This window comes from Bradyrhizobium sp. WSM1743 (genome assembly GCF_000473065.1).
Classification (GTDB): domain Bacteria; phylum Pseudomonadota; class Alphaproteobacteria; order Rhizobiales; family Xanthobacteraceae; genus Bradyrhizobium.
Genome location: NZ_AXAZ01000016.1, coordinates 66,852 through 85,866, shown reverse-complemented (window position 1 = coordinate 85,866; position 19,015 = coordinate 66,852). Strand labels below are relative to the sequence as shown.

Annotated in this window: 20 protein-coding genes; 14 read left to right on the top strand and 6 right to left on the bottom strand. The window is 65.7% G+C overall.

Features of this window, described 5'->3' with window-relative positions; translation table 11 throughout:
* Window positions 1–11: 11 nt before the first annotated feature.
* Window positions 12–1,280: an ATP-binding protein gene (locus YU9_RS0113320; protein ID WP_027573285.1), complete on the top strand. Its 1,269-nt coding sequence runs from the start codon at window positions 12–14 to the stop codon at window positions 1,278–1,280.
* Here the strand turns inward: YU9_RS0113320 and YU9_RS0113315 are convergent.
* A complete protein-coding gene (locus YU9_RS0113315) occupies window positions 1,207–2,100 on the bottom strand; it encodes a YihY/virulence factor BrkB family protein (protein ID WP_027573284.1) in 894 nt (297 codons plus the stop codon). The two genes, YU9_RS0113320 and YU9_RS0113315, sit on opposite strands and share 74 nt — an antisense overlap.
* 441 nt (window positions 2,101–2,541) lie before the next feature.
* On the opposite strand from YU9_RS0113315, the gene YU9_RS0113305 reads away from it, so the two are divergent.
* The 6 genes from YU9_RS0113305 to YU9_RS0113280 all read left to right on the top strand — a co-directional run bounded on the left by YU9_RS0113305 (window position 2,542) and on the right by YU9_RS0113280 (window position 6,630).
* A complete protein-coding gene (locus YU9_RS0113305) occupies window positions 2,542–2,736 on the top strand; it encodes a twin transmembrane helix small protein (protein WP_027573283.1) in 195 nt (64 codons plus the stop codon).
* Between the two features lie 2 nt (window positions 2,737–2,738).
* A complete protein-coding gene (locus tag YU9_RS0113300) occupies window positions 2,739–3,311 on the top strand; it encodes a cob(I)yrinic acid a,c-diamide adenosyltransferase (RefSeq protein ID WP_027573282.1) in 573 nt (190 codons plus the stop codon).
* 124 nt (window positions 3,312–3,435) lie between these two features.
* A complete protein-coding gene (locus YU9_RS0113295; RefSeq protein WP_027573281.1) occupies window positions 3,436–4,185 on the top strand; it encodes an electron transfer flavoprotein subunit beta/FixA family protein in 750 nt (249 codons plus the stop codon).
* Window positions 4,185–5,129 carry an electron transfer flavoprotein subunit alpha/FixB family protein gene (locus tag YU9_RS0113290; protein ID WP_027573280.1) on the top strand — a complete coding sequence of 315 codons (945 nt, stop codon included), beginning with the start codon at window positions 4,185–4,187 and terminating at the stop codon, window positions 5,127–5,129. The genes YU9_RS0113295 and YU9_RS0113290 overlap by 1 nt, the downstream gene beginning before the upstream one ends.
* Before the next feature lie 208 nt (window positions 5,130–5,337).
* Entirely contained in the window at window positions 5,338–6,219 is an 882-nt protein-coding gene (locus YU9_RS0113285) for a 3-hydroxybutyryl-CoA dehydrogenase (protein WP_027573279.1), read from the top strand.
* Window positions 6,220–6,435: 216 nt separating this feature from the next.
* Complete coding sequence (locus YU9_RS0113280) at window positions 6,436–6,630, top strand: hypothetical protein (protein ID WP_027573278.1); 195 nt, start codon at window positions 6,436–6,438, stop codon at window positions 6,628–6,630.
* Between the two features lie 6 nt (window positions 6,631–6,636).
* Here YU9_RS0113280 and YU9_RS0113275 read toward each other — a convergent pair whose 3' ends face one another.
* Window positions 6,637–7,302 carry a TlpA disulfide reductase family protein gene (locus tag YU9_RS0113275; protein ID WP_027573277.1) on the bottom strand — a complete coding sequence of 222 codons (666 nt, stop codon included), beginning with the start codon at window positions 7,300–7,302 and terminating at the stop codon, window positions 6,637–6,639.
* Window positions 7,303–7,403: 101 nt separating this feature from the next.
* Here YU9_RS0113275 and argH point away from each other — a divergent pair, with 101 nt between their 5' ends.
* From argH to lysA, 3 genes are all read left to right on the top strand, one after another.
* Window positions 7,404–8,801: an argininosuccinate lyase gene (gene argH / locus YU9_RS0113270; RefSeq protein ID WP_027573276.1), complete on the top strand. Its 1,398-nt coding sequence runs from the start codon at window positions 7,404–7,406 to the stop codon at window positions 8,799–8,801.
* A gap of 93 nt (window positions 8,802–8,894) precedes the next feature.
* Window positions 8,895–9,188, top strand: a complete 294-nt coding sequence (locus YU9_RS0113265; RefSeq protein WP_027573275.1) for a lipoprotein — start codon at window positions 8,895–8,897, stop codon at window positions 9,186–9,188.
* 23 nt (window positions 9,189–9,211) lie between these two features.
* A complete protein-coding gene (gene lysA, locus YU9_RS0113260) occupies window positions 9,212–10,477 on the top strand; it encodes a diaminopimelate decarboxylase (protein WP_027573274.1) in 1,266 nt (421 codons plus the stop codon).
* A 23-nt stretch (window positions 10,478–10,500) separates the two neighbouring features.
* Here the strand turns inward: lysA and YU9_RS0113255 are convergent, their stop codons facing one another.
* Together YU9_RS0113255 and YU9_RS0113250 are read right to left on the bottom strand one after the other, a co-directional pair.
* Window positions 10,501–11,391 carry an NAD(P)-dependent oxidoreductase gene (locus YU9_RS0113255; RefSeq protein WP_027573273.1) on the bottom strand — a complete coding sequence of 297 codons (891 nt, stop codon included), beginning with the start codon at window positions 11,389–11,391 and terminating at the stop codon, window positions 10,501–10,503.
* 154 nt (window positions 11,392–11,545) lie between these two features.
* The gene (locus YU9_RS0113250; protein WP_027573272.1) at window positions 11,546–11,929 is read right to left on the bottom strand and encodes a carboxymuconolactone decarboxylase family protein; all 384 of its coding nucleotides are present in this window, start codon (window positions 11,927–11,929) and stop codon (window positions 11,546–11,548) included.
* Window positions 11,930–12,097: 168 nt separating this feature from the next.
* On the opposite strand from YU9_RS0113250, the gene YU9_RS0113245 reads away from it, so the two are divergent.
* The gene (locus YU9_RS0113245) at window positions 12,098–14,746 is read left to right on the top strand and encodes a TIGR02302 family protein (protein ID WP_027573271.1); all 2,649 of its coding nucleotides are present in this window, start codon (window positions 12,098–12,100) and stop codon (window positions 14,744–14,746) included.
* A gap of 153 nt (window positions 14,747–14,899) precedes the next feature.
* Here the strand turns inward: YU9_RS0113245 and YU9_RS0113240 are convergent, their stop codons facing one another.
* Together YU9_RS0113240 and YU9_RS0113235 are read right to left on the bottom strand one after the other, a co-directional pair.
* Window positions 14,900–15,274: a response regulator gene (locus YU9_RS0113240; RefSeq protein ID WP_025033579.1), complete on the bottom strand. Its 375-nt coding sequence runs from the start codon at window positions 15,272–15,274 to the stop codon at window positions 14,900–14,902.
* Between the two features lie 38 nt (window positions 15,275–15,312).
* Complete coding sequence (locus YU9_RS0113235; protein WP_027573270.1) at window positions 15,313–16,191, bottom strand: MJ0042-type zinc finger domain-containing protein; 879 nt, start codon at window positions 16,189–16,191, stop codon at window positions 15,313–15,315.
* 192 nt (window positions 16,192–16,383) lie between these two features.
* Here YU9_RS0113235 and ftsE point away from each other — a divergent pair, with 192 nt between their 5' ends.
* The 3 genes from ftsE (at window position 16,384) to YU9_RS0113220 (ending at window position 18,999) form a co-directional block, all read left to right on the top strand.
* Window positions 16,384–17,043, top strand: coding sequence for a cell division ATP-binding protein FtsE (gene ftsE / locus YU9_RS0113230; protein ID WP_018646542.1), 660 nt, complete (start codon window positions 16,384–16,386; stop codon window positions 17,041–17,043).
* On the top strand, window positions 17,036–18,004 hold the full coding sequence (locus YU9_RS0113225) for an ABC transporter permease (protein ID WP_027573269.1): 969 nt from the start codon (window positions 17,036–17,038) through the stop codon (window positions 18,002–18,004). The genes ftsE and YU9_RS0113225 overlap by 8 nt, the downstream gene beginning before the upstream one ends.
* Window positions 18,005–18,294: 290 nt before the next feature.
* Window positions 18,295–18,999 carry a YdcF family protein gene (locus YU9_RS0113220; RefSeq protein WP_027573268.1) on the top strand — a complete coding sequence of 235 codons (705 nt, stop codon included), beginning with the start codon at window positions 18,295–18,297 and terminating at the stop codon, window positions 18,997–18,999.
* The last annotated feature ends 16 nt before the right edge of the window (window positions 19,000–19,015 follow it).

Here is a 19,015-nt window from a genome sequence, read left to right as displayed (position 1 = left end):
GAAGGGGATTCATGGCGGCGAAAACGCGTCCAGTGCGCACCACGCGGACGTCCAGGCGGCTGCCTCGGAAGCGGCCGGGGGCGGCCGGCCGGTTGCGCAAGCGCAGCACCAAGGCCGTCGCGCCGGACGTCGTCCAGGCGGCGCTGGCCGCCTTTGCCCATGAGGTCCGCACCCCCCTGACCGGGATTCTGGCGATCAGCGACCTGCTCGCGACGTCCGATCTCGGCGAACGGGAGCGGCGCTGGGCCGATACCATCAAGGCCGGCGCCGAGCATCTGGCGAGCCTTGCCACGCTGTTCGTGGACGCTGCCAAAACGGGCAAAGGCGCCGGGAAGGGCGGCAGCACGCTGCGGCAAGACCTGTTCAATCTGCGCACGCTCGCCCGCAGCGCCGGCGATTCGCTGGCCGGCCGCGCCGCGGCCAAAGGTCTCCAGGCCGAGGTCAAGATCTCCGAAAAGCTGCCTGGACTCGTGGTCGGTGATCCCGTCCGCCTGCGCGCGGCGCTCGAGAACCTGATCGACAATGCCGTGAAATTCACCGACCAGGGTGGCGTGGCGATCGCAGTCGAGCCGTGGCGTCCCGCCAGAGGGAAAGCGAAGGGCAAGGGCAGGGCCGGCGTCGCCTTTGCGGTCTCCGACAGCGGGATCGGCCTCACCATGGCCGAGATCAAGCGGCTATTCCGCCCGTTCACCCAGGCCAATGTCACCATCGCCTCACGCTTCGGCGGCGCCGGCTTGGGGCTCTCCTCGGTCAAGCAATTGGCGCGCGCGATGGGCGGCGACATCACCGTCGCTCCGCGCCGCGGCGGCGGCGCCACCTTCACGTTAACGGTGTCGCTGGACGCGGCGGGATCGGGCAAGGCCCGCAAGGCGAAGAACGGCAGCGAGCCCGAGGTGGTGGCCGCCCTTCGCGTGCTCAGCGTCGAGGACAATCCGTTCGGCCGCGTCGTGCTCAACACCATCCTGACCGAGCTTGGCCATCATGCCGAGTTCATCGGGCGCGGCGAGGATGCCGTGAACCGGCTGGAGCAGGGCGCGTTCGACGCGGTGCTGATGGACATGGTGCTGCCGGGCATCGACGGCATCGAGGCCATCAGGCGGATCCGCGCGCTGCCGACACCGCTGGCTCAGATCCCGATCATCGGCGTGTCCGGCCGCGGCGAGGACGAGGCGGCCTCGCGCGAGGCCGGCGCCGACGCCTTCCTCGTCAAGCCTGTGTCTCCGCGGGCTTTAGCGACTGCGCTGCTTGAAGTGACACGCCGTGAGGCAGCCGCGACTTGATGATCGCGGCGTTGAGTTCGCCGCCGTAAACGAAGATCGCGGCGATGAAGTATAGAAACACCAGCGCGATGATCACCGAGGCGAGCCCCGCATACATCGTCACGTAGTTGTTGGCGAAGCGCGCCAGATATTGTCCGAACACGATACCGGAGATCAGCGACGCCACGATGGTGAAGACGATGCCGGGCAGGATCTGGAGGAAGCCGCGCCGTCCCGCCGGCAGCCAGGCATGCAGGATGATCAGCGCCACCACCAGCGCGCTGATGGTGATGCCGTAGCGCAACCAGGTGAGAATGCTTTCGTTCGACTCGACGAACAGCGGAATGTGCCGCCGCGCGGCCTCGATGATCAGCGGGCCGAGCACGATCAGGAACGCCATGGCGAGCGCAGTGAAGGCTGCAATCAGCGTGTAGGCAATCGATTCCAGCCGCAGCCAGTACCAGCGCCGCATCTCCACCACCGCATAGGCGCGGTTGAGCGCGACCCGCAGCGCCTCGACGCCGTTGGAGGCGAAATAGACCGACAATGCCGCGCCGATGGTCAGAATGCCGGTGCGGGTGGTGGTCAGCACGTCATGCACCTCGCCCGAGATCGAATCAGCGACCTGCTTGGGCCAGATCTGGAGCATCAGGCTGGCGGCTTGGTCGGCAAGTTCCTTGGAGCCGAAGACGCCGGCGAGCGAGGTCAGCACGATCAGGAACGGGAACAGTGCCATCAGTGTCGACAGCGCGATGTGGCTTGCGATCGCCCAGCCGTCATCGGCGAGGAACGTGTAGAAGGCGTCTTCCACGACGCAGTAGATGTAGCGGATGGCTTTCACGGCTCGCTCCGGAGCACCATTGCTCTCACGCCGCTTGCGGCCTCTCCCGGCAAGTGGCAGGGCAATCGCATATGGATTTCACGGGGATTGTCGGCGAGTTTGCTCCGCCTCTCCCGCTTGCGGGAGAGGCCGACGCGCTCGCAGAGCGCGGCGGGTGAGGGCTCTCGCCACGCAGGGACATTCTCCGCAATCCTTGGCAACCCCGACGCGGAGGTACCCCCACCCCAGCCCTCCCCCGCAAGCGGGAGAGGGAGCGCAGCGCCGATGCCGCCGCATCGTGCACACCATATGCGATTGCCCTGCCGCAAGCGGGGAGAGGCGAAGAGAACAGACCGCTCGCGCAAATCGAAAATCATCCTGCCAGCTTCTGATATTATTGGCCTAAAAGCCAGATCGCGAACGCCATGGCGGAGCGGCGCTCACGGTGTTATCTACCCTCAGATGGCATCTCTCTTGAGTACTTTCATCCTGCCGGCGGCAGCCGGCGCCGTGGCGTTGGTACTGCTGCTCGGGCTCATCAACATGATGCGCGGCGGCTCGCCCAACATCTCGCAGAAGCTGATGCGCTGGCGCGTGCTGCTTCAGTTCGTGGCGATCATCATCGCGATGCTCGCCGTCTGGGCGATGGGACGCTAACCATGGTCGTATTGAACCGCATCTACACGAAGACCGGTGACGACGGCACGACGGCGCTCGGAACCGGCGAGCGGCGTCCGAAATACGATCTGCGCATCGATGCCTATGGTACCGTCGACGAGACCAATGCCGCGATCGGCGTGGTCAGGCTCCACACCCGGGACATGCCCGAGTTCGATGCGATGCTCGGCCGCATCCAGAATGATCTGTTCGACCTTGGCGCGGATCTCGCCGTGCCCGAACGGGAGGGGAAAGCCGAGCGGCTGCGGGTGGTGACGAGCCAGGTCGAGCGGCTCGAGCGCGACATCGACACACTCAACGACAAGCTCGCACCGCTGACCTCCTTCGTGCTTCCCGGCGGCACGCCGGCCGCTGCCCATCTGCATGTGGCGCGCACGATATGCCGCAGGGCGGAACGCGTGATCGTGGAACTGGCGGCTCGGCCCGGCGAGCCGGTCAGCGCGGCTGGCATCCAATATATGAACCGCCTATCGGATTTCCTGTTCGTGGCCAGCCGGGCTGCCAACGGCAATGGCGCCGGCGATGTGCTCTGGGTTCCCGGCCAGAACCGCTGACCCGTCGGGCTCCGCATTTCAGAAGGTCAAAATTAGACCCGTTCGCGCGTTGACCGGGGCAGATCAGGCCTTTAGGTTCCGCGCCAGTTGATAACCCCTTCCCAAATTGAGTGAAAGAGGATCGATGAAGGTCTTAGTGCCGGTAAAGCGGGTGGTCGATTACAACGTCAAGGTCCGCGTCAAGGGCGATGGATCGGGCGTTGAACTCGCCAACGTCAAGATGTCGATGAACCCGTTCGATGAAATCGCGGTCGAGGAAGCGCTGCGCCTGAAGGAAGCCGGCAAGGCGACCGAAGTCGTGGTTGTTTCGATTGGACCGGCGCAGGCGTCGGAGACGATCCGCACCGGCCTCGCCATGGGCGCCGATCGCGGCATCCTGGTGAAGGCCGAAGGCAATGTCGAGCCGCTCGCGGTCGCCAAGATCCTGAAGAAGGTCGCGGAGGAAGAGCAGCCCGGCCTGATCATTCTCGGCAAGCAGGCGATCGACGACGACAGCAATCAGACCGGCCAGATGCTGGCCGCGCTGCTCGGCTGGTCGCAGGCGACCTTCGCCTCCAAGCTCGAGGTCGAAGGCTCTGACTTCAAGGTCACCCGTGAAGTCGATGGCGGCCTGCAGACCGTGAAGCTGAAGGGACCGGCGATCGTCACCACCGACCTGCGTCTCAACGAGCCGCGCTACGCCTCGCTGCCCAACATCATGAAGGCGAAGAAGAAGCCGATCGCGGAAAAGACCGTCGCCGATTACGGCGTCGACATCGCCGCGCGTCTCGAGGTTCTCAAGACGGCTGAGCCGGCGGGCCGCAAGGCGGGCGTCAAAGTCAAGGACGTCGCCGAGCTGGTGTCGAAACTCAAGAACGAAGCCGGGGTGCTCTGATGACGACGCTTCTGATTGCCGAACACGACAATGCGTCGCTCAAGGATGCGACCAACAAGGCCCTGACCGCGGCTGCCGCGCTCGGCGCGGATGTCGAGGTGCTGGTCGCCGGAAAGAACGCCAAGGCCGCGGCGGATGCCGCTGCCAAGCTTGCCGGCGTGAAGAAGGTGCTGCTCGCCGATGGCGATCTCTACGCGCACGATCTCGCTGAGCCGCTGGCCGCACTCGTCGTGTCGCTGGCGTCCGGCTACGACGCGATCGTCGCGCCGGCGACCTCGCGCTTCAAGAACGTGATGCCCCGCGTCGCCGCTCTGCTCGACGTCATGCAGGTCTCGGAGATCATCAAGGTGGTCGCCCCCGACACCTTCGAGCGCCCGATCTATGCCGGCAACGCCATCCAGACGGTGAAGTCGAAGGACGCCAAGAAGGTCATCACAGTCCGCACCTCCACCTTCGCCGCAGCGGGCGAGGGCGGCAGCGCGCCGGTCGAGAACGTGGCGGCGGCGGCCGATCCGGGCCTGTCGACCTTCGTCGGCGAGGAAGTCGCCAAGAGCGACCGTCCCGAGCTGACCTCGGCCAAGATCATCGTCTCCGGCGGCCGGGCCATGCAGAGCCGCGAGAACTTCGCCAAGTACATCGAGCCGCTCGCCGACAAGCTGGGCGCCGGTGTCGGTGCCTCGCGCGCGGCGGTCGATGCGGGCTATGCGCCGAACGACTGGCAGGTCGGGCAGACCGGCAAGGTCGTGGCGCCCGAGCTCTATGTCGCGGTCGGCATTTCCGGCGCCATCCAGCATCTGGCCGGCATGAAAGACTCCAAGGTGATCGTTGCGATCAACAAGGACGAGGACGCGCCGATCTTCCAGGTTGCCGATTACGGCCTGGTCGCCGATCTCTACCAGGCGGTTCCGGAGCTGACGGCCGAACTCGCCAAGCTCGGCAAGTAAAAGGCATCACAAACACCGGCCGGAGGTATAAACTCCGGCCGGTGTTGCATTTCTGGGGCGTTTTCTTTGGCGTGGGGGCGCCTTCGAAGCGATCCAATCTAGGTTTCGAGCCAAGGTTCTGATTAAATCAGGCTTCTGGTCAAATCAGACCTCCCGGCTCGGGGGATAGGCAGGGCGCGATGTGCGCGCCGTTCCGGTGGATGACATTATGGCGGCAGTGATCAAGAAGGTCGGCGTGATCGGCGCGGGTCAGATGGGCAATGGCATCGCGCATGTTGCGGCGCTCGCCGGCTTCGACGTGGTGCTCAACGACGTTTCGGCCGACCGCCTCAAGTCGGGCATGGCCACCATCAACGGCAATCTGGCCCGCCAGGTCTCCAAGAAGGTCGTTACCGAGGACGACAAGGTCAAGGCGATGGCGCGCATCACCCCCGCCGAAAAAGTCGACGATCTCGCTGATTGCGACCTCGTCATCGAGACCGCGGTCGAGAAGGAAGAGGTCAAGCGCAAGATCTTCCACGAGCTCTGCGCCGTGTTGAAGCCGGAGGCGATCGTCGCCTCCGATACGTCCTCGATCTCGATCACGCGGCTGGCCGCCGCCACCGACCGCCCGGAGCGCTTCATCGGTATTCACTTCATGAACCCGGTGCCGTTGATGGAGCTGGTCGAGCTGATCCGCGGCATCGCTACCGACGACTCCACCTTCGAGACTGCCAAGGAATTCGTCGGCAGGCTCGGCAAGCAGGTCGCGGTCTCCGAGGATTTCCCGGCCTTCATCGTCAACCGCATCCTGCTGCCGATGATCAACGAGGCGATCTACACGCTGTATGAAGGCGTCGGCAATGTCGAGGCGATCGACGCCGCGATGAAGCTCGGCGCGCACCATCCGATGGGCCCGCTGGAGCTTGCCGATTTCATCGGCCTCGATACCTGCCTCTCCATCATGCAGGTGCTGCACGAAGGGCTCGCCGATTCGAAATATCGACCGTGCCCGCTGCTGGTGAAATACGTCGAGGCCGGTTGGCTCGGCCGCAAGACCCAGCGCGGCTTCTACGACTACCGCGGCGCCAAGCCGGTGCCGACAAGGTAAGATTCTCTCGTGCCCCGGACGGCTGCGCAGCGCTTCAGCGATGCGCAGTAGAGCCGGGGCCCAGAAGCCGCGTGCGCAGGCATGGGTCCCGGCTCTCCGGCGTGTCACTGCGTGCCGCGCCTTGTCCGGGACACGGACAAAGCCCATCCGACCGTGACAATTCATGTCCCATTAACCCCTCGCGCCTAGGTTACGCCCGGTACGAGGGTTCGCGTAATGGACATGATGGCAATGGTCAGCACCATGCTGGCCGCTCAGCGAGGCGCGCTGCAGTCGAATATTGCGGCGACGCTGACCAAGCAGAACATGGATATGGAGAAATCCACCGTCCTGACGCTGCTCGGTGCCGGCCAGCCTTCGCTTGCCAATGTCGGCCCCGGCGTCGGCGGCAATCTCAACGTCGCCGCCTGAACCACTCTAGAGCGCCGCGGCAGCCTTGCCGGTCGCGGCGCGGATCAGCTTGAGCGCGTCCTCGCTCGCCCATTCCGCCGGCCCCGCGATCGTCGCGATCTCGCAGCCTTGGGGGTCGACCAGCACCGAGGTCGGCATGCCCAGCGCCCGGCCTATGGCCTTAAGATCCTGAAAGACCTTTGCTTTCTGGTCGCTGAAATAGCTGAGCCGGGTCAGATTGGCCTCTTTCAGGAAGGTTTTGGGCTTCTCGGGGTCGCGGGTGTCGATGTTGATCGCCACCACCTCGAAATTCGGGCCCGACAGCTTGCCCTGGAGCTCATCCAGCGCCGGCATTTCCTTGCGGCACGGCACGCACCAGGTCGCCCAGAGGTTCACCAGCAGTGTCTTGCCGCGGAAGTCGGACAGCTTTTTCGGCTTGCCGTCGGCATCCTCGAAGGCGAGGTCGGGCAGCTTCAACGGGGCGCTCGCCATGGTTAGCGCCGCCACCTCGCCATGGGCGAGCGGGGCAATCTTCTTCGCCGTTGCCACCGCCGTTCGGCACGCAGGGTCACCTGACGGCGCCCGGCTGAGGCCCAGTCCGTACAGCGCGGCGAAGCCGGCCAATCCGCCGATCGCCACAGTGGCGATGACGAGGGGGATGCGGCGCGTGGCGGAAGGCTTCTGGTCGAGCATATCGTTTGTCATCCGGTCGCAGATATGGCTATCAGGGGCCTCTTAATACGGCTGGCCGTGGCCAGCAAACGTGCGGCAAATCAAGGCGTGAGCAGGGGATCATGAGCAACAAGATGTGGGGCGGCCGGTTCTCGGAGCGTCCCGACGAGATCATGGAAGAGATCAACGTTTCCATCGACGTCGATCGTCACCTCTTCGCCCAGGACATTGCCGCGTCCAAGGCCCACGCCGCGATGTTGGCCAATCAAGGCATCATCACGGCTTCTGATGCGAAAAATATCGGCAAGGGTCTAGACACGATTTTGTCAGAGATCGGCAAGGGCGGCTTCGAGTTCAAGCGCGCGCTCGAGGACATCCATATGAATGTCGAGAGCCGCCTGTCGGAGCTGATCGGTCCTGCGGCCGGCCGGCTGCACACCGCGCGCTCGCGCAACGACCAGGTCGCGACCGACTTCCGTCTCTATGTCCGCGACGTGCTTGACGAGACCGACGCCGCCCTCGCCGCATTCCAGCAGGCACTGGTTGCGCGCGCGCTCGAGCATGCCGCAACCGTGATGCCCGGCTTCACGCATCTGCAGACCGCGCAGCCCGTCACCTTCGGCCATCATCTGCTGGCCTATGTCGAGATGGCCGCGCGCGACCGCGGCCGCTTCCAGGACGCGCGCAAGCGGCTGAATGAATCCCCGCTCGGCGCTGCCGCGCTCGCCGGCACCTCGTTCCCGATCGACCGCCACGCCACCGCCAAGGCGCTCGGCTTCGACCGGCCGATGGCGAACTCGCTCGACGCGGTGTCCGACCGCGACTTCGTGCTGGAGGCGCTGTCGGCGGCCGCGATCTGCGCCGTGCACATGTCGCGCTTTGCCGAAGAGATCGTGATCTGGACCTCGCCGCTGGTCGGCCTTGTCAGGCTCAGCGACAAGTTCACCACGGGATCCTCGATCATGCCGCAGAAGCGCAATCCGGACGCCGCCGAGCTGGTGCGCGCCAAGACCGGCCGCGTCATCGGCGCGCTCAACGGGCTTCTGATCGTCATGAAAGGCCTTCCGCTCGCCTATCAAAAGGACATGCAGGAGGACAAGCAGGGCGCCATGGAGGGGTTTGCCGCGCTATCGCTGGCGATCCGCGCCATGACCGGCATGGTCCGCGACCTCGTGCCCGATGAAGCCAAGATGAAGGCCGCCGCGGGCGAGGGGTACGCCACCGCGACCGACCTTGCTGACTGGCTGGTGCGGACGCTGAAAATGCCGTTCCGCGAGGCCCACCACGTCACCGGCCGGATCGTGGCGAAGGCGGCCGAGGGCGGTGTGGCGCTGCACGAGCTGCCGCTCAAGGAGATGCAGACGATCGAGCCCAAAATCACCAAGGACGTGCTCGGCGTGCTCTCGGTCGAATCGTCGGTGAAGAGTCGCACCAGTTTTGGCGGCACCGCACCGAAGAACGTGGCGTCCCAGGCGAAGGCCTGGGCGAAGCGGCTGGAAAAAGAGCGAAAATTGGGCTGAGGGCAAAATTTCGCTTATGTTTCATGGTCATCCGGCTCTCGCCAGAACGCGCCAATCTCTGTATGGTGCGCCGCGCGTAGTGGGGATTTCGTCGTGACGTCAAAGTTTCGCCCGGCCGGCTCGGGGTGGGCCATCATTGTCTTGAGCCTGACGGCGCTCGCGCTGGCTGGCTGCGGTCGCAAGGGCCCGCTGGATCTGCCGCCGACCGCCTCCAACGCGCCCACGGCCGGCGGTGCCGCGCCTGTTGATACCGAGACCGAAGCCCAGCGGACGCCGAGCGTGTTTAACCCGACCTACGGCGCGGATGCCGCGCCCGCGGCGGCCAAGGGCAGGAAGAAACCGTTTATTCTCGACCCGCTCCTGGACGAACCTCCCGGCAAGAAATAAGCCGGGACAACCGAGCCTGCGCCATGAACCATTTCGACTATCGCAACGGCGTGCTGCACGCCGAGGCGGTGAACCTGTCCGAGCTGGCCGCGACCGTCGGCACGCCGTTCTATTGCTATTCGACCGCAACGCTCGAGCGGCACTACCGCGTCTTCACGGACGCCTTCGCCGGCGAGAAGGTGCTGGTCTGCTACGCCATGAAGGCGAACTCCAACCAGTCGGTGCTGCGCACGCTGGCCAAGCTGGGCGCCGGCGCCGACGTCGTCTCCGGCGGTGAGTTGAAGCGGGCGCTGGCCGCCGGCATTCCCGCCAGCAAGATCGTCTTCTCAGGCGTCGGCAAGACGGAAGCAGAGCTGCGCGCGGCGCTCGCCGCCGACATCCTCTGCCTCAACGTCGAATCCGAGCCCGAGCTCGAATTGTTGTCGCGGCTGGCGACCGAGATGGGCAAGACCGCGCGCATCTCCGTGCGCGTCAATCCGGATGTCGACGCCGGCACCCACGCCAAGATTTCGACCGGCAAGTCGGAGAACAAGTTCGGCATTCCCATCGCCCATGCCCGCGAGGTCTATGCCCGCGCCGCGAAGCTGCCGGGGATCGAGGTGACGGGCACCGATGTCCATATCGGCAGCCAGATCACTGACCTCTCCAAGATGGAGACCGCGTTCCGCATCCTCTCCGAATTCGTGCAGACGCTGCGCGCCGACGGTCGCAACATCAGCCACGTCGATTTCGGCGGTGGCCTCGGCATCCCCTATTACATGGATCGCGAGGCGCCGCCGGCGCCCGACGCCTATGCTGCCATGGTCAAGCGCGTCAGCCACAATCTCGGCTGCACGCTGATGTTCGAGCCGGGCCGCATGATCGTCGGCAATGCCGGCATCCTGGTCGCGAAGGTGATCTATGTGAAGCACGGCGACGGCAAGAACTTCGTCATCATCGACGCCGCCATGAACGATTTGATCCGGCCGACGCTGTACGAGGCCCATCACGACATCCTGCCGGTGACGCAAGCCCCGGAGGGCGCCGCCACCATCATGGCTGACGTCGTCGGCCCGGTCTGCGAGACCGGCGACTATCTCGCCCTCGACCGCACACTGCCGACGCCGCAGGTGGGCGATCTCCTCGCCATCATGACCGCAGGCGCCTATGGCGCGGTGCAGGCCGGCACCTACAACACCCGGCCCTTGGTGCCGGAGGTGCTGGTCAAGGGCGACCAATACGCGGTGGTGCGCCCGCGCATCGAGGTCGAGCAGCTGATTGCGATGGATACGCCGGCGCCGTGGCTGTGAGCAATTGATCTACGGAACCGGCGTTATTTCGTACCACCAACCACAACACCCGCCTTCTTCTCGATCGGCTTGATCGCCGCGGTGAAATCGGACTCGGCGCCTTCCGCAGCTATCACCGTTTCCCACAGCCGTCCCACCGCGTCGGCGACCTCCATCGACAGGCCGAGCTGCTTCATCTCCTCCAGCGCCAGCCGCACGTCCTTCACCATCAATCCCGTGGCGAAGCCGAAGTCGAATGTGCGCGGCAGCACCGCGCGCGGAAACTTGTCGCGGCTCGCGGTGTTCATGCCCGAGCCCGCGTTGATGACGTCGATCATCCCGGCGGGATCGAGCCCGGCCTTCACGCCCATCACCACCGCTTCCGACGTCGCCACGATCGCGGTGGCCGAGAGGAAATTGTTGGCGAGCTTCATGGTCTGCGCCGCGCCGGGCTTCTCGCCGATGAAGAACACCTTTCCGATCACGTCGAGCGCGGGCTTGAGCAGCTCGAACTCGGCTTTCGGGCCCGACACCATCACCGCAAGCGTGCCCTTCTCGGCGCCGCCGACGCCGCCGGAGACGGGACAGTCGATCTGCACGATGCCGCGCTTGGCGAGCAGGCCGTGAATCTTCGCGGCCATCGCCGAGCCGACGGTGGAGAGGTCGATGAAACGTTTGGCCCGCTTGCCCTCGATCACGCCGTTCGCTCCCGTTGCGACCTCGAGCGAAGCCTGCAGCGACGGCAAGCTCGCCATGACGGTCTCGACTTGATCGGCGACGTCCTTCGGCGACGACGCCGCAGTCGCGCCGCGCGCAACCAGCTTGTCCATGACCTCCTTGCGCGTGTCGAACACGACGAGCTTGTGTCCCGCCTCGATCAGCCGCCGCGCCATCGGAAAACCCATATTTCCGAGCCCGATGAATCCGATGTCCATGGTGTTTCCTTATTGCTTCTTCGTTGTTGTGAAAGATGCGCATTCCACCCTGGCCGTCCTCCCGGACAAGCGCGCCTCAAGCGCGCGCCGATCAGGGACTCATAGTCCCAGAGAGGAGGAGTTTCGCTTGTCCGGGACGACAGCGGGGAATTGGCTACACCTTCCTGTCGATCTCCGCGAACACCTCGCGCGCGATGCGGAAACTGTCGACCGCGGCGGGCATGCCGCCATAGATCGCGACCTGCATCAGGATCTCGCGGATCTCCTCGCGCGTCACACCATTGGTCAGAGCGCCCTTCAGGTGCGCGCGAAACTCGTGCTGGCGGTTGAGGATCGCGATCATGGCGATGTTGAGCATGCTGCGGGTCTTGCGCGGCAGCTGCTCGCGGCCCCACACCGCGCCCCAGCAATATTCGTTGAGCATCTCCTGGAACGGGCGGTTGAAATCGTCGATGTTCTTCAGGGCGTTGTTGACATAGGCCTCGCCCAGCACCGCTTTGCGGACTTCCAGGCCCTTGTCGTGCATCTTCTTATCCATGACGTTTCCTTCGTTCGCTCGGGGATGGCGCGCGGAAACTACGGGGTTGCGCGGGGCCAGTCACGTCCTCGTGTTATGCGGGAAAAGGAGGCTCTCCCGTACGGGAACGGATGCCTCAGTGCTGCCGTTGTGATAGGCTCTTCTCTACCGGGCAACCTGGAGAGTTGATTGAACGGCGTCACCCCCGGCCCGTCAGACCCGATCCGCAACAGTGACGCGCTGTCGCGGCTGAAGCTGGCGCAGGCCCTTGATCGGGCTATTTATGCCATCGCGTGGGAGCGGGCCTGGCCCAATGCGGCGCGCCTGCTGACCGTGATCGGCTTGTTCCTGGTGGTGTCCTGGGCCGGCCTGTGGCTTGCCGTGCCGTTCGTTGCGCGGGCCATCGGCCTTGCGCTCTTCGCCGTGATCGCGGTCGTCGCCCTGTTCCCGCTGATTCGCTTCCGCTGGCCAAGCCGCGAGGAAGCGCTGGCCCGGCTCGACCGTGGCTCCGGCATCCGTCACCGCCCCGCCACCGCGCTCACGGATACGCTGACCTCGCAGGACCCGGTCGCGCAGGCACTGTGGCAGGCGCAGCGCGAGCGCACGCTGGCCTCGCTCAAGCGCATCCGCGCCGGTCTGCCGCATCCGCGGCTCCCGCTTCACGACCCCTGGGCGCTGCGTGCCCTGGTCATGGTGATGCTGGTTGCGACCTTCTTCGCCGCCGGTGACGAGCGTGCGATGCGGCTTGGCGCTGCCTTCGACTGGAACGGGGTGCTGGCGCCGACCAATATTCGCGTCGATGCCTGGGTCACGCCGCCGCTCTACACCGGCAGGCCGCCGGTCATCCTGTCGGCCGCCAACAAGGAGGCTGCGGCCTTGCCCGCCAGCGGTCCGCTGGCCGTTCCCGCCGGCTCGACCCTGATCGTGCGCTCCTCCGGTGGCAACCTCGATGTCGCCGTCTCCGGCGGACTCAAGGAGGTCGCCCCCACTGAAGCCAGCCCCAAGGGGACCAACGAAAAGCATTTTGCCATTTCCGCCGACGGCACCGCGCATGTCCGCGCGCCTTCCGGCCAGCCGCAATGGGCGTTTGCGGCCACGCCGGACCGTCCGCCGACGATCGCGCTCGCCAAGGACCCGGAGCGCCAGGCGCGCGGCGCGCTCCAGCTCTCCTACAAGATCGAGGACGATTACGGCGTCACCGGCGCCGAGGCGAAATTTGCCCCGCGATCGACCGATGCCAAGGACGGCGCAAAGGACGGTACGAAGGCGGCTGCCGGCGATGGTGACACCAGGACGGCGCCGCGGCCGCTGTTCCAGCCGCCGCAATTCCCGCTCGCGCTGCCGAATGCGCGGACCCGCAACGGCGTCGGACAGTCGGTGAAGGATCTCAGCGAGGATCCCTATGCCGGCGCCGAGGTCACGCTGACCCTCACGGCCAAGGACGAGGCCGGCAACGAGGCCGCAAGCGAACCGTTCAACATGCGCCTGCCCGAACGGCTCTTCACCAAGCCGCTGGCACGTGCACTGATCGAGCAGCGCCGCATTCTTGCGCTCGACGCCAACAAGAATTCCGACGTCTATGCCGCGCTCGACGCGCTGATGATCGCGCCCGAAATGTTCACGCCGGAGCCCGGGCAGTATCTCGGCCTGCACAACGTGGCCCGACAGCTCGAGGCCGCGCGCACCGATAATGCCCTGCGCGAGGTCGTGGCAAGCCTGTGGGCGCTTGCGGTGACGATCGAGGACGGCAAGATCTCGGACGTAGAGAAGGCGTTGCGCGCGGCTCAGGACGCGCTGAAGCAGGCGCTGGAGCGCGGCGCGAGCGACGAAGAGATCAAGAAGCTCACGCAGGATCTGCGTCAGGCGCTGAACGATTTCATGCGCCAGCTCGCCGAGCAGTTCCGCAACAACAATGATCCGCAGCAGCTGGCGCGACCGCTCGACCCGAATACCAAGGTTCTGCGCCAGCAGGATCTGCAGAACATGATCGACCGGATGGAGCGCCTGTCGCGCTCCGGCGACAAGGATGCCGCCAAGCAGTTGCTCGATCAGCTCCAGCAGATGCTCGAGGGCCTCCAGATGGCGCAGCCGGGGCAGTCCGGCGAGAGCGACATGGAGCAGGCGCTCAACGAGCTCGGCGACATGATCCGCAAGCAGCAGCAATTGCGCGACAAGACCTTCAAGCAGGGCCAGGATTCCCGGCGCGACCGCTCGCGCGGCAAGCAGCAGGGCGATCAGTCGATGTCGGAGCTGCAGCAGGACCAGCAGGGGCTGCGCGACCGCCTGAAGAAGCTGCAGGACGAGCTTGCCAAGCGCGGCCTCATGCAGAAGGGAGAAAAGGGACAGAAAGGCCAACAGGGACAGAAGGGCCAGCAAGGGGACCAGGGCCAGCCCGGCCAGAACGGCGATCAGGACGGCGACCAGGGCGATGACGACGGCAGTCTGGATGCAGCCGACGGTGCCATGGGCGATGCGGGATCAAAGCTCGGTGAGGGCAATGCCGACGGCGCCGTGGACTCGCAGGGCAAGGCGCTCGACGCGATGCGCAAGGGTGCGCAGAAAATGGCCGAGGCGATGCAGCAGGGCGATGGCGACGGCCAGGGCGACGGACCCGGCCAACGCGCCGGCCGTCAGCAGAGCGGTGGCAACCAGACCGATCCGCTCGGCCGTCCGCTGCATGGGCGTGAATATGGCGACGATTACACGGTCAAGATTCCCGGCGAGATCGACACCCAGCGTGTCCGCCGCATTCTCGAAGAGCTCCGCCGTCGTCTCGGCGATCCCTCGCGCCCGCAGATCGAGCTCGATTATCTCGAGCGGCTGCTGAAGGAGTTTTGACGTCACACTCGGTGTCATCGCCCGGCTTGACCGGGCGATCCAGCATTCCAGAGACCGGCGTTGAAGAGCTCGCTCTTGCCAGATCCGCCGCGGCGTGCTGGATGCCCCGGTCAAGCCGGGGCATGACGGCGGAATGTGTGGCTGCCGGCGACGCTAGCCCTTCTTCGCTGCCAGCGCATCGGCCACGGCCGTGCGGATGTCGGCGACCGAGAAAGGCTTGGTCACGACGTCATGCACCAGCGCATTCAGGTTCGAGGCGCGCTCGCGCTGGTCGGCAAAGCCGGTCATCAGCAAAATCGTCAGATCAGGGAAATCGCGCGCGGCGGAGAGCGCCAGCGCGATGCCGTCCATGACCGGCATCTGGATGTCGGTGAGCAGGAGGTCGAAGGCGCCGTCCTCGCGGGTCAGGATCTCCAGCGCCTCGGCGCCGTCCTGGGCTGTGACGGTCTCGTGGCCGTCCATGGCGATGGCGCGCGCCACCAGCGTGCGCATCGAATCCTCGTCGTCGGCGATCAAGATTTTCGGCATGAGACCAACCTTGGGATCAACCTCCCCTGCAGGGCCGATTATACGCTGCCGCCGGCTATGTCGCGCCGGTTGAAGAAACGAACGTCGATATTGCGGCCCTCCGCCGGCGGCGAGGCGAGGCGCGAGCGGAAGAAGGCGCGCTCGCCGGGCCGTAGCACGGTCTGTTCAAGCACCGTGTTCCAGGCGTAGATCTCCGCGCCTTGCGCGTCGCGCACGGCAAAGCGTAAGCGCGGGATGTCGAGCGGCTTCTTACCCTCGCCGACGATCACGCCCTCGATCACCAGCACCTGCTTACCGTCCACGGTCTCGCTGGAGAGCTTGACGTCCTTGAAGGCGAGGCCCCGCAGGTTCACCTCGAGCCCGACCATCTTGTAGAACGCCGCCGTCTGGGGCAGCAGACGCACCACGTCGCCGCGCCAGATCACCAGTGCCAGCACCAGCGCGCCCATCGCGGCGCAGGCGGTCGGCAGGCCAAAATAGGATTTGCGCGGAGCCGTGGTGGCGACCGGGCGGCTCACCCGCGCGCCGCGGCGGCGGAACAGCCCGCGGAACCAGGACTGGTGCTGTGCGCCGGCGGCCTCCTCCTCGGCCTGACGGGCCGCCGCTGACCATTCGTCCTCGGTTTCGCGGGCCTCCTCATCCGGCCAGTCGCTGGCGATCGAGGGGCTATCGACGACAGGCGCATCGCTGGTGCCGTCGTCCTTGGCATAGGAGTTCCATTGCTCGGCGAGGTCGGACTGGTCGTCCGCTCGGCTGGCCGCGGCCATGGCCGGAACGGACGCCTCCTCGATGGCATCCTCGGCATGGGCGATCCAGGTCTCCTTGCAGCGGGAGCAGCGGACCGCCCGTCCGTTCGCCCCAAGGCTCGCGAGCTTGATGGCGTAGGATGTCATACAATGGGGGCAGACGATATGCATGGACGAGCCTTGATGCATGAACGAAGGTCTTGGACTGGTCTTGACGATGCCACGGTCGCGGAGAACCGGGCGCCCCTTATGCTACAGGGCGACCGTTAACGAACCGGAAACCATAACGGCGGCAAAACCCGTTGATCGCGCATGGCGGAACGCTGCGGTGCGACCCGCGCCCCCTCTCGAACGGAGCTGAGCTTGGTTCGGTTCGAAAATGTCGGATTGCGTTACGGTCTGGGGCCGGAGATCCTGCGCGACCTCAGTTTCCAGATCCCGGCGCATTCCTTCCAGTTTCTCACCGGACCGTCAGGTGCCGGCAAGACCTCCCTGCTGCGCCTGTTGTTCCTGTCGCATCGGCCGACGCGGGGCCTCGTCAATCTGTTCGGCCACGACATCTCGCAGCTCGGCAAGGACGAGATCGCGGACCTGCGCAAGCGCATCGGCATCGTGCTGCAGGATTTCCGCCTGCTCGACCACATGACGACCTATGAGAACGTCGCGCTGCCGTTCCGAGTCATGGGCCGCAGCGAGTCGAGCTACCGCAAGGAGGTGATCGACCTGTTGCGCTGGGTCGGCCTCGGCGACCGCATGGACGCGTTGCCGCCGATCCTGTCGGGCGGCGAGAAGCAGCGCGCGGCGATCGCACGCGCCGTGATCTCGCGCCCGCAGCTGCTGCTCGCGGACGAGCCGACCGGCAGCGTCGACCCGACGCTCGGCCGCCGCCTGCTGCGGCTCTTCATCGAGCTCAACAAATCAGGCACCGCCGTCATCATCGCCACGCACGACATCGGCCTGATGGATCAGTACGAAGCACGGCGGCTGGTGCTGCACCAGGGACGGCTGCACGTCTATGAGTAGGCTAGATGAGCGCGGCGTGCTGGTTGATCTCGGACAGGAGCGTCCGCAGCTTCCGGCCAAGGCGCGCAACATGTCGCCGATCGTGCCGCGCGCCTCGATCCACGGCAGGGCGCTGGTTGCGGTGGTCGCCATCATGACCTTCCTCGCCTCGATGGCCACGGGCACGGTGCTGCTGGTGAGTGCCTCTGCCGCCGAATGGCAGTCGGACGTCGCGAGCGAAATTACCATCCAGGTTCGTCCGCAGGCCGGCCGTGATCTCGAGCGCGACACCGCCGCCGTGACGGAGGCGATGCGCGCGCAGGCCGGCATCGTCGAGGTCAAGCCGTTCACCAAGGAGGAGAGCGGCAAGCTGCTCGAGCCCTGGCTCGGCACCGGCCTGTCGATGGATGATCTACCGGTGCCGCGCATGATCATCGCGCGCGTGCAGCCGGGCACGCCGCTCGATCTCGGCGCCTTGCGCGCGCGCGTGACGCAGGTCGCGCCGGGCGCCAGCGTCGACGATCACCGCGCCTGGATCGAGCGCATGCGCTTGATGACGAACGCCACCGTGCTCGCCGGTCTCGGCATCCTCGCGCTCGTCATCATCGCCACGATCATCTCGGTTTCGTTCGCGACCCGCGGCGCCATGGCGGCGAATCGTCCAATCGTCGAGGTCCTGCATTTCGTCGGCGCCGGCGACCGCTACATCGCCAATCACTTCCTGCGTCATTTCCTCAGGCTGGGCCTAGAGGGCGGCGTGATCGGCGGCGGCGCCGCCATGCTGGTGTTCGGCTTCTCCGAGTCCGTCGCAGGCTGGTTTTCCGGTACCCCCGTTGGCGACCAGTTCGCCGCGCTGCTCGGCACCTTCTCGCTGCGGCCATCCGGCTACATCGTGCTCGCGATCCAGGCCGTGCTGATCGGCGGCATCACCGCGGTGGCCTCGCGCCAGACCCTGTTTGCGACGTTGAATGATGTTGATTGAGTGTAGCGTGGTTTGAGTTGGACGAAATGCTCGCTCCGGACGCTGCCTTCCCTTCTCCCCTTGTGGAAGAAGGTGGCGCGAAGCGCCGGATGAGGGGTTCTATCCACGCGTACAAATGCTGAGGTGAGCTCGCGGAGAAATACCCCTCACCCGGCTTCGCTGCCGCGAAGCCACCCTCTCCCACAAGGGGAGAGGGTGAGTTCGCAGCCCGGGTGTTCTTCACATTCGCAGGACTCCACTTCGCCTCAAAACGTCATAAAATCATTCAGGGAAGGGATCACCGACATCGCATGACCTCGCCGACCGACGATCGATCGCCGAAACTGCCGCGCGGCTGGCTGCGCGCGACGATCGTGTCGACGATCGCGCTCGCCTTCGTCGGCGCGGCGGCGGGCTTCGTCGCGTTCCTGTCGCAATTGCGCGGCGCCGAGATGGTACCGGACCGCAAGGCGGACGGCATCGTGGTCCTGACCGGCGGCTCCTCGCGGGTATCGGACGCCATGGAGCTGCTCGCGGCCGGCTACGGCAGGCGGCTGCTGATCTCCGGCGTGCATCCGACCTCGACGGCGAACGACATCTCCCGGACCTTGCCGGAGAACCAGTCCTTCATGACCTGCTGCGTCGACCTCGACCGCACCGCGCTCTCGACCCGCGGCAACGCGGCCGAGGCGCGGCGCTGGGCCGAGGGGCGCCGGTTCAAATCGCTGATCGTAGTCACCTCCAACTATCACATGCCGCGCGCGCTAGTGGAATTCTCGCATGCGATGCCACAGACGACGCTGATCCCGTTCGCGGTGGTCGGCGACAAATGGCGCGAGGAGCCGTGGTGGACCTCAGGCTCGACGCTGCGGCTGCTCCTGTCGGAATATGTCAAGTACATCGCGGCCGAGCTCAGGGTCCGGCTGGAGGATTTCGGGATTGACCTTTCGCCCGAGATGTCGGAGCAGCCTGCAGGTCAGCAACTGAGGCGGCCCGCCACCGCCCAGGCTAATTGATAGGCCAATTGACCGG

What these genes read in the sequence shown, in the direction of transcription:
- YU9_RS0113320 (WP_027573285.1), top strand. Translation starts at nt 12, where the DNA reads ATGGCGGCGAAAACGCGTCCAGTGCGCACCACGCGGACGTCCAGGCGG.
- YU9_RS0113305 (WP_027573283.1), top strand. Translation starts at nt 2,542, where the DNA reads ATGGCATCTCTCTTGAGTACTTTCATCCTGCCGGCGGCAGCCGGCGCC.
- YU9_RS0113300 (WP_027573282.1), top strand. Translation starts at nt 2,739, where the DNA reads ATGGTCGTATTGAACCGCATCTACACGAAGACCGGTGACGACGGCACG.
- YU9_RS0113295 (WP_027573281.1), top strand. Translation starts at nt 3,436, where the DNA reads ATGAAGGTCTTAGTGCCGGTAAAGCGGGTGGTCGATTACAACGTCAAG.
- YU9_RS0113290 (WP_027573280.1), top strand. Translation starts at nt 4,185, where the DNA reads ATGACGACGCTTCTGATTGCCGAACACGACAATGCGTCGCTCAAGGAT.
- YU9_RS0113285 (WP_027573279.1), top strand. Translation starts at nt 5,338, where the DNA reads ATGGCGGCAGTGATCAAGAAGGTCGGCGTGATCGGCGCGGGTCAGATG.
- YU9_RS0113280 (WP_027573278.1), top strand. Translation starts at nt 6,436, where the DNA reads ATGGACATGATGGCAATGGTCAGCACCATGCTGGCCGCTCAGCGAGGC.
- YU9_RS0113275 (WP_027573277.1), bottom strand. Translation starts at nt 7,302, where the DNA reads ATGCTCGACCAGAAGCCTTCCGCCACGCGCCGCATCCCCCTCGTCATC.
- argH (WP_027573276.1), top strand. Translation starts at nt 7,404, where the DNA reads ATGAGCAACAAGATGTGGGGCGGCCGGTTCTCGGAGCGTCCCGACGAG.
- lysA (WP_027573274.1), top strand. Translation starts at nt 9,212, where the DNA reads ATGAACCATTTCGACTATCGCAACGGCGTGCTGCACGCCGAGGCGGTG.
- YU9_RS0113255 (WP_027573273.1), bottom strand. Translation starts at nt 11,391, where the DNA reads ATGGACATCGGATTCATCGGGCTCGGAAATATGGGTTTTCCGATGGCG.
- YU9_RS0113250 (WP_027573272.1), bottom strand. Translation starts at nt 11,929, where the DNA reads ATGGATAAGAAGATGCACGACAAGGGCCTGGAAGTCCGCAAAGCGGTG.
- YU9_RS0113240 (WP_025033579.1), bottom strand. Translation starts at nt 15,274, where the DNA reads ATGCCGAAAATCTTGATCGCCGACGACGAGGATTCGATGCGCACGCTG.
- YU9_RS0113235 (WP_027573270.1), bottom strand. Translation starts at nt 16,191, where the DNA reads ATGCATATCGTCTGCCCCCATTGTATGACATCCTACGCCATCAAGCTC.
- YU9_RS0113225 (WP_027573269.1), top strand. Translation starts at nt 17,036, where the DNA reads ATGAGTAGGCTAGATGAGCGCGGCGTGCTGGTTGATCTCGGACAGGAG.
- YU9_RS0113220 (WP_027573268.1), top strand. Translation starts at nt 18,295, where the DNA reads ATGACCTCGCCGACCGACGATCGATCGCCGAAACTGCCGCGCGGCTGG.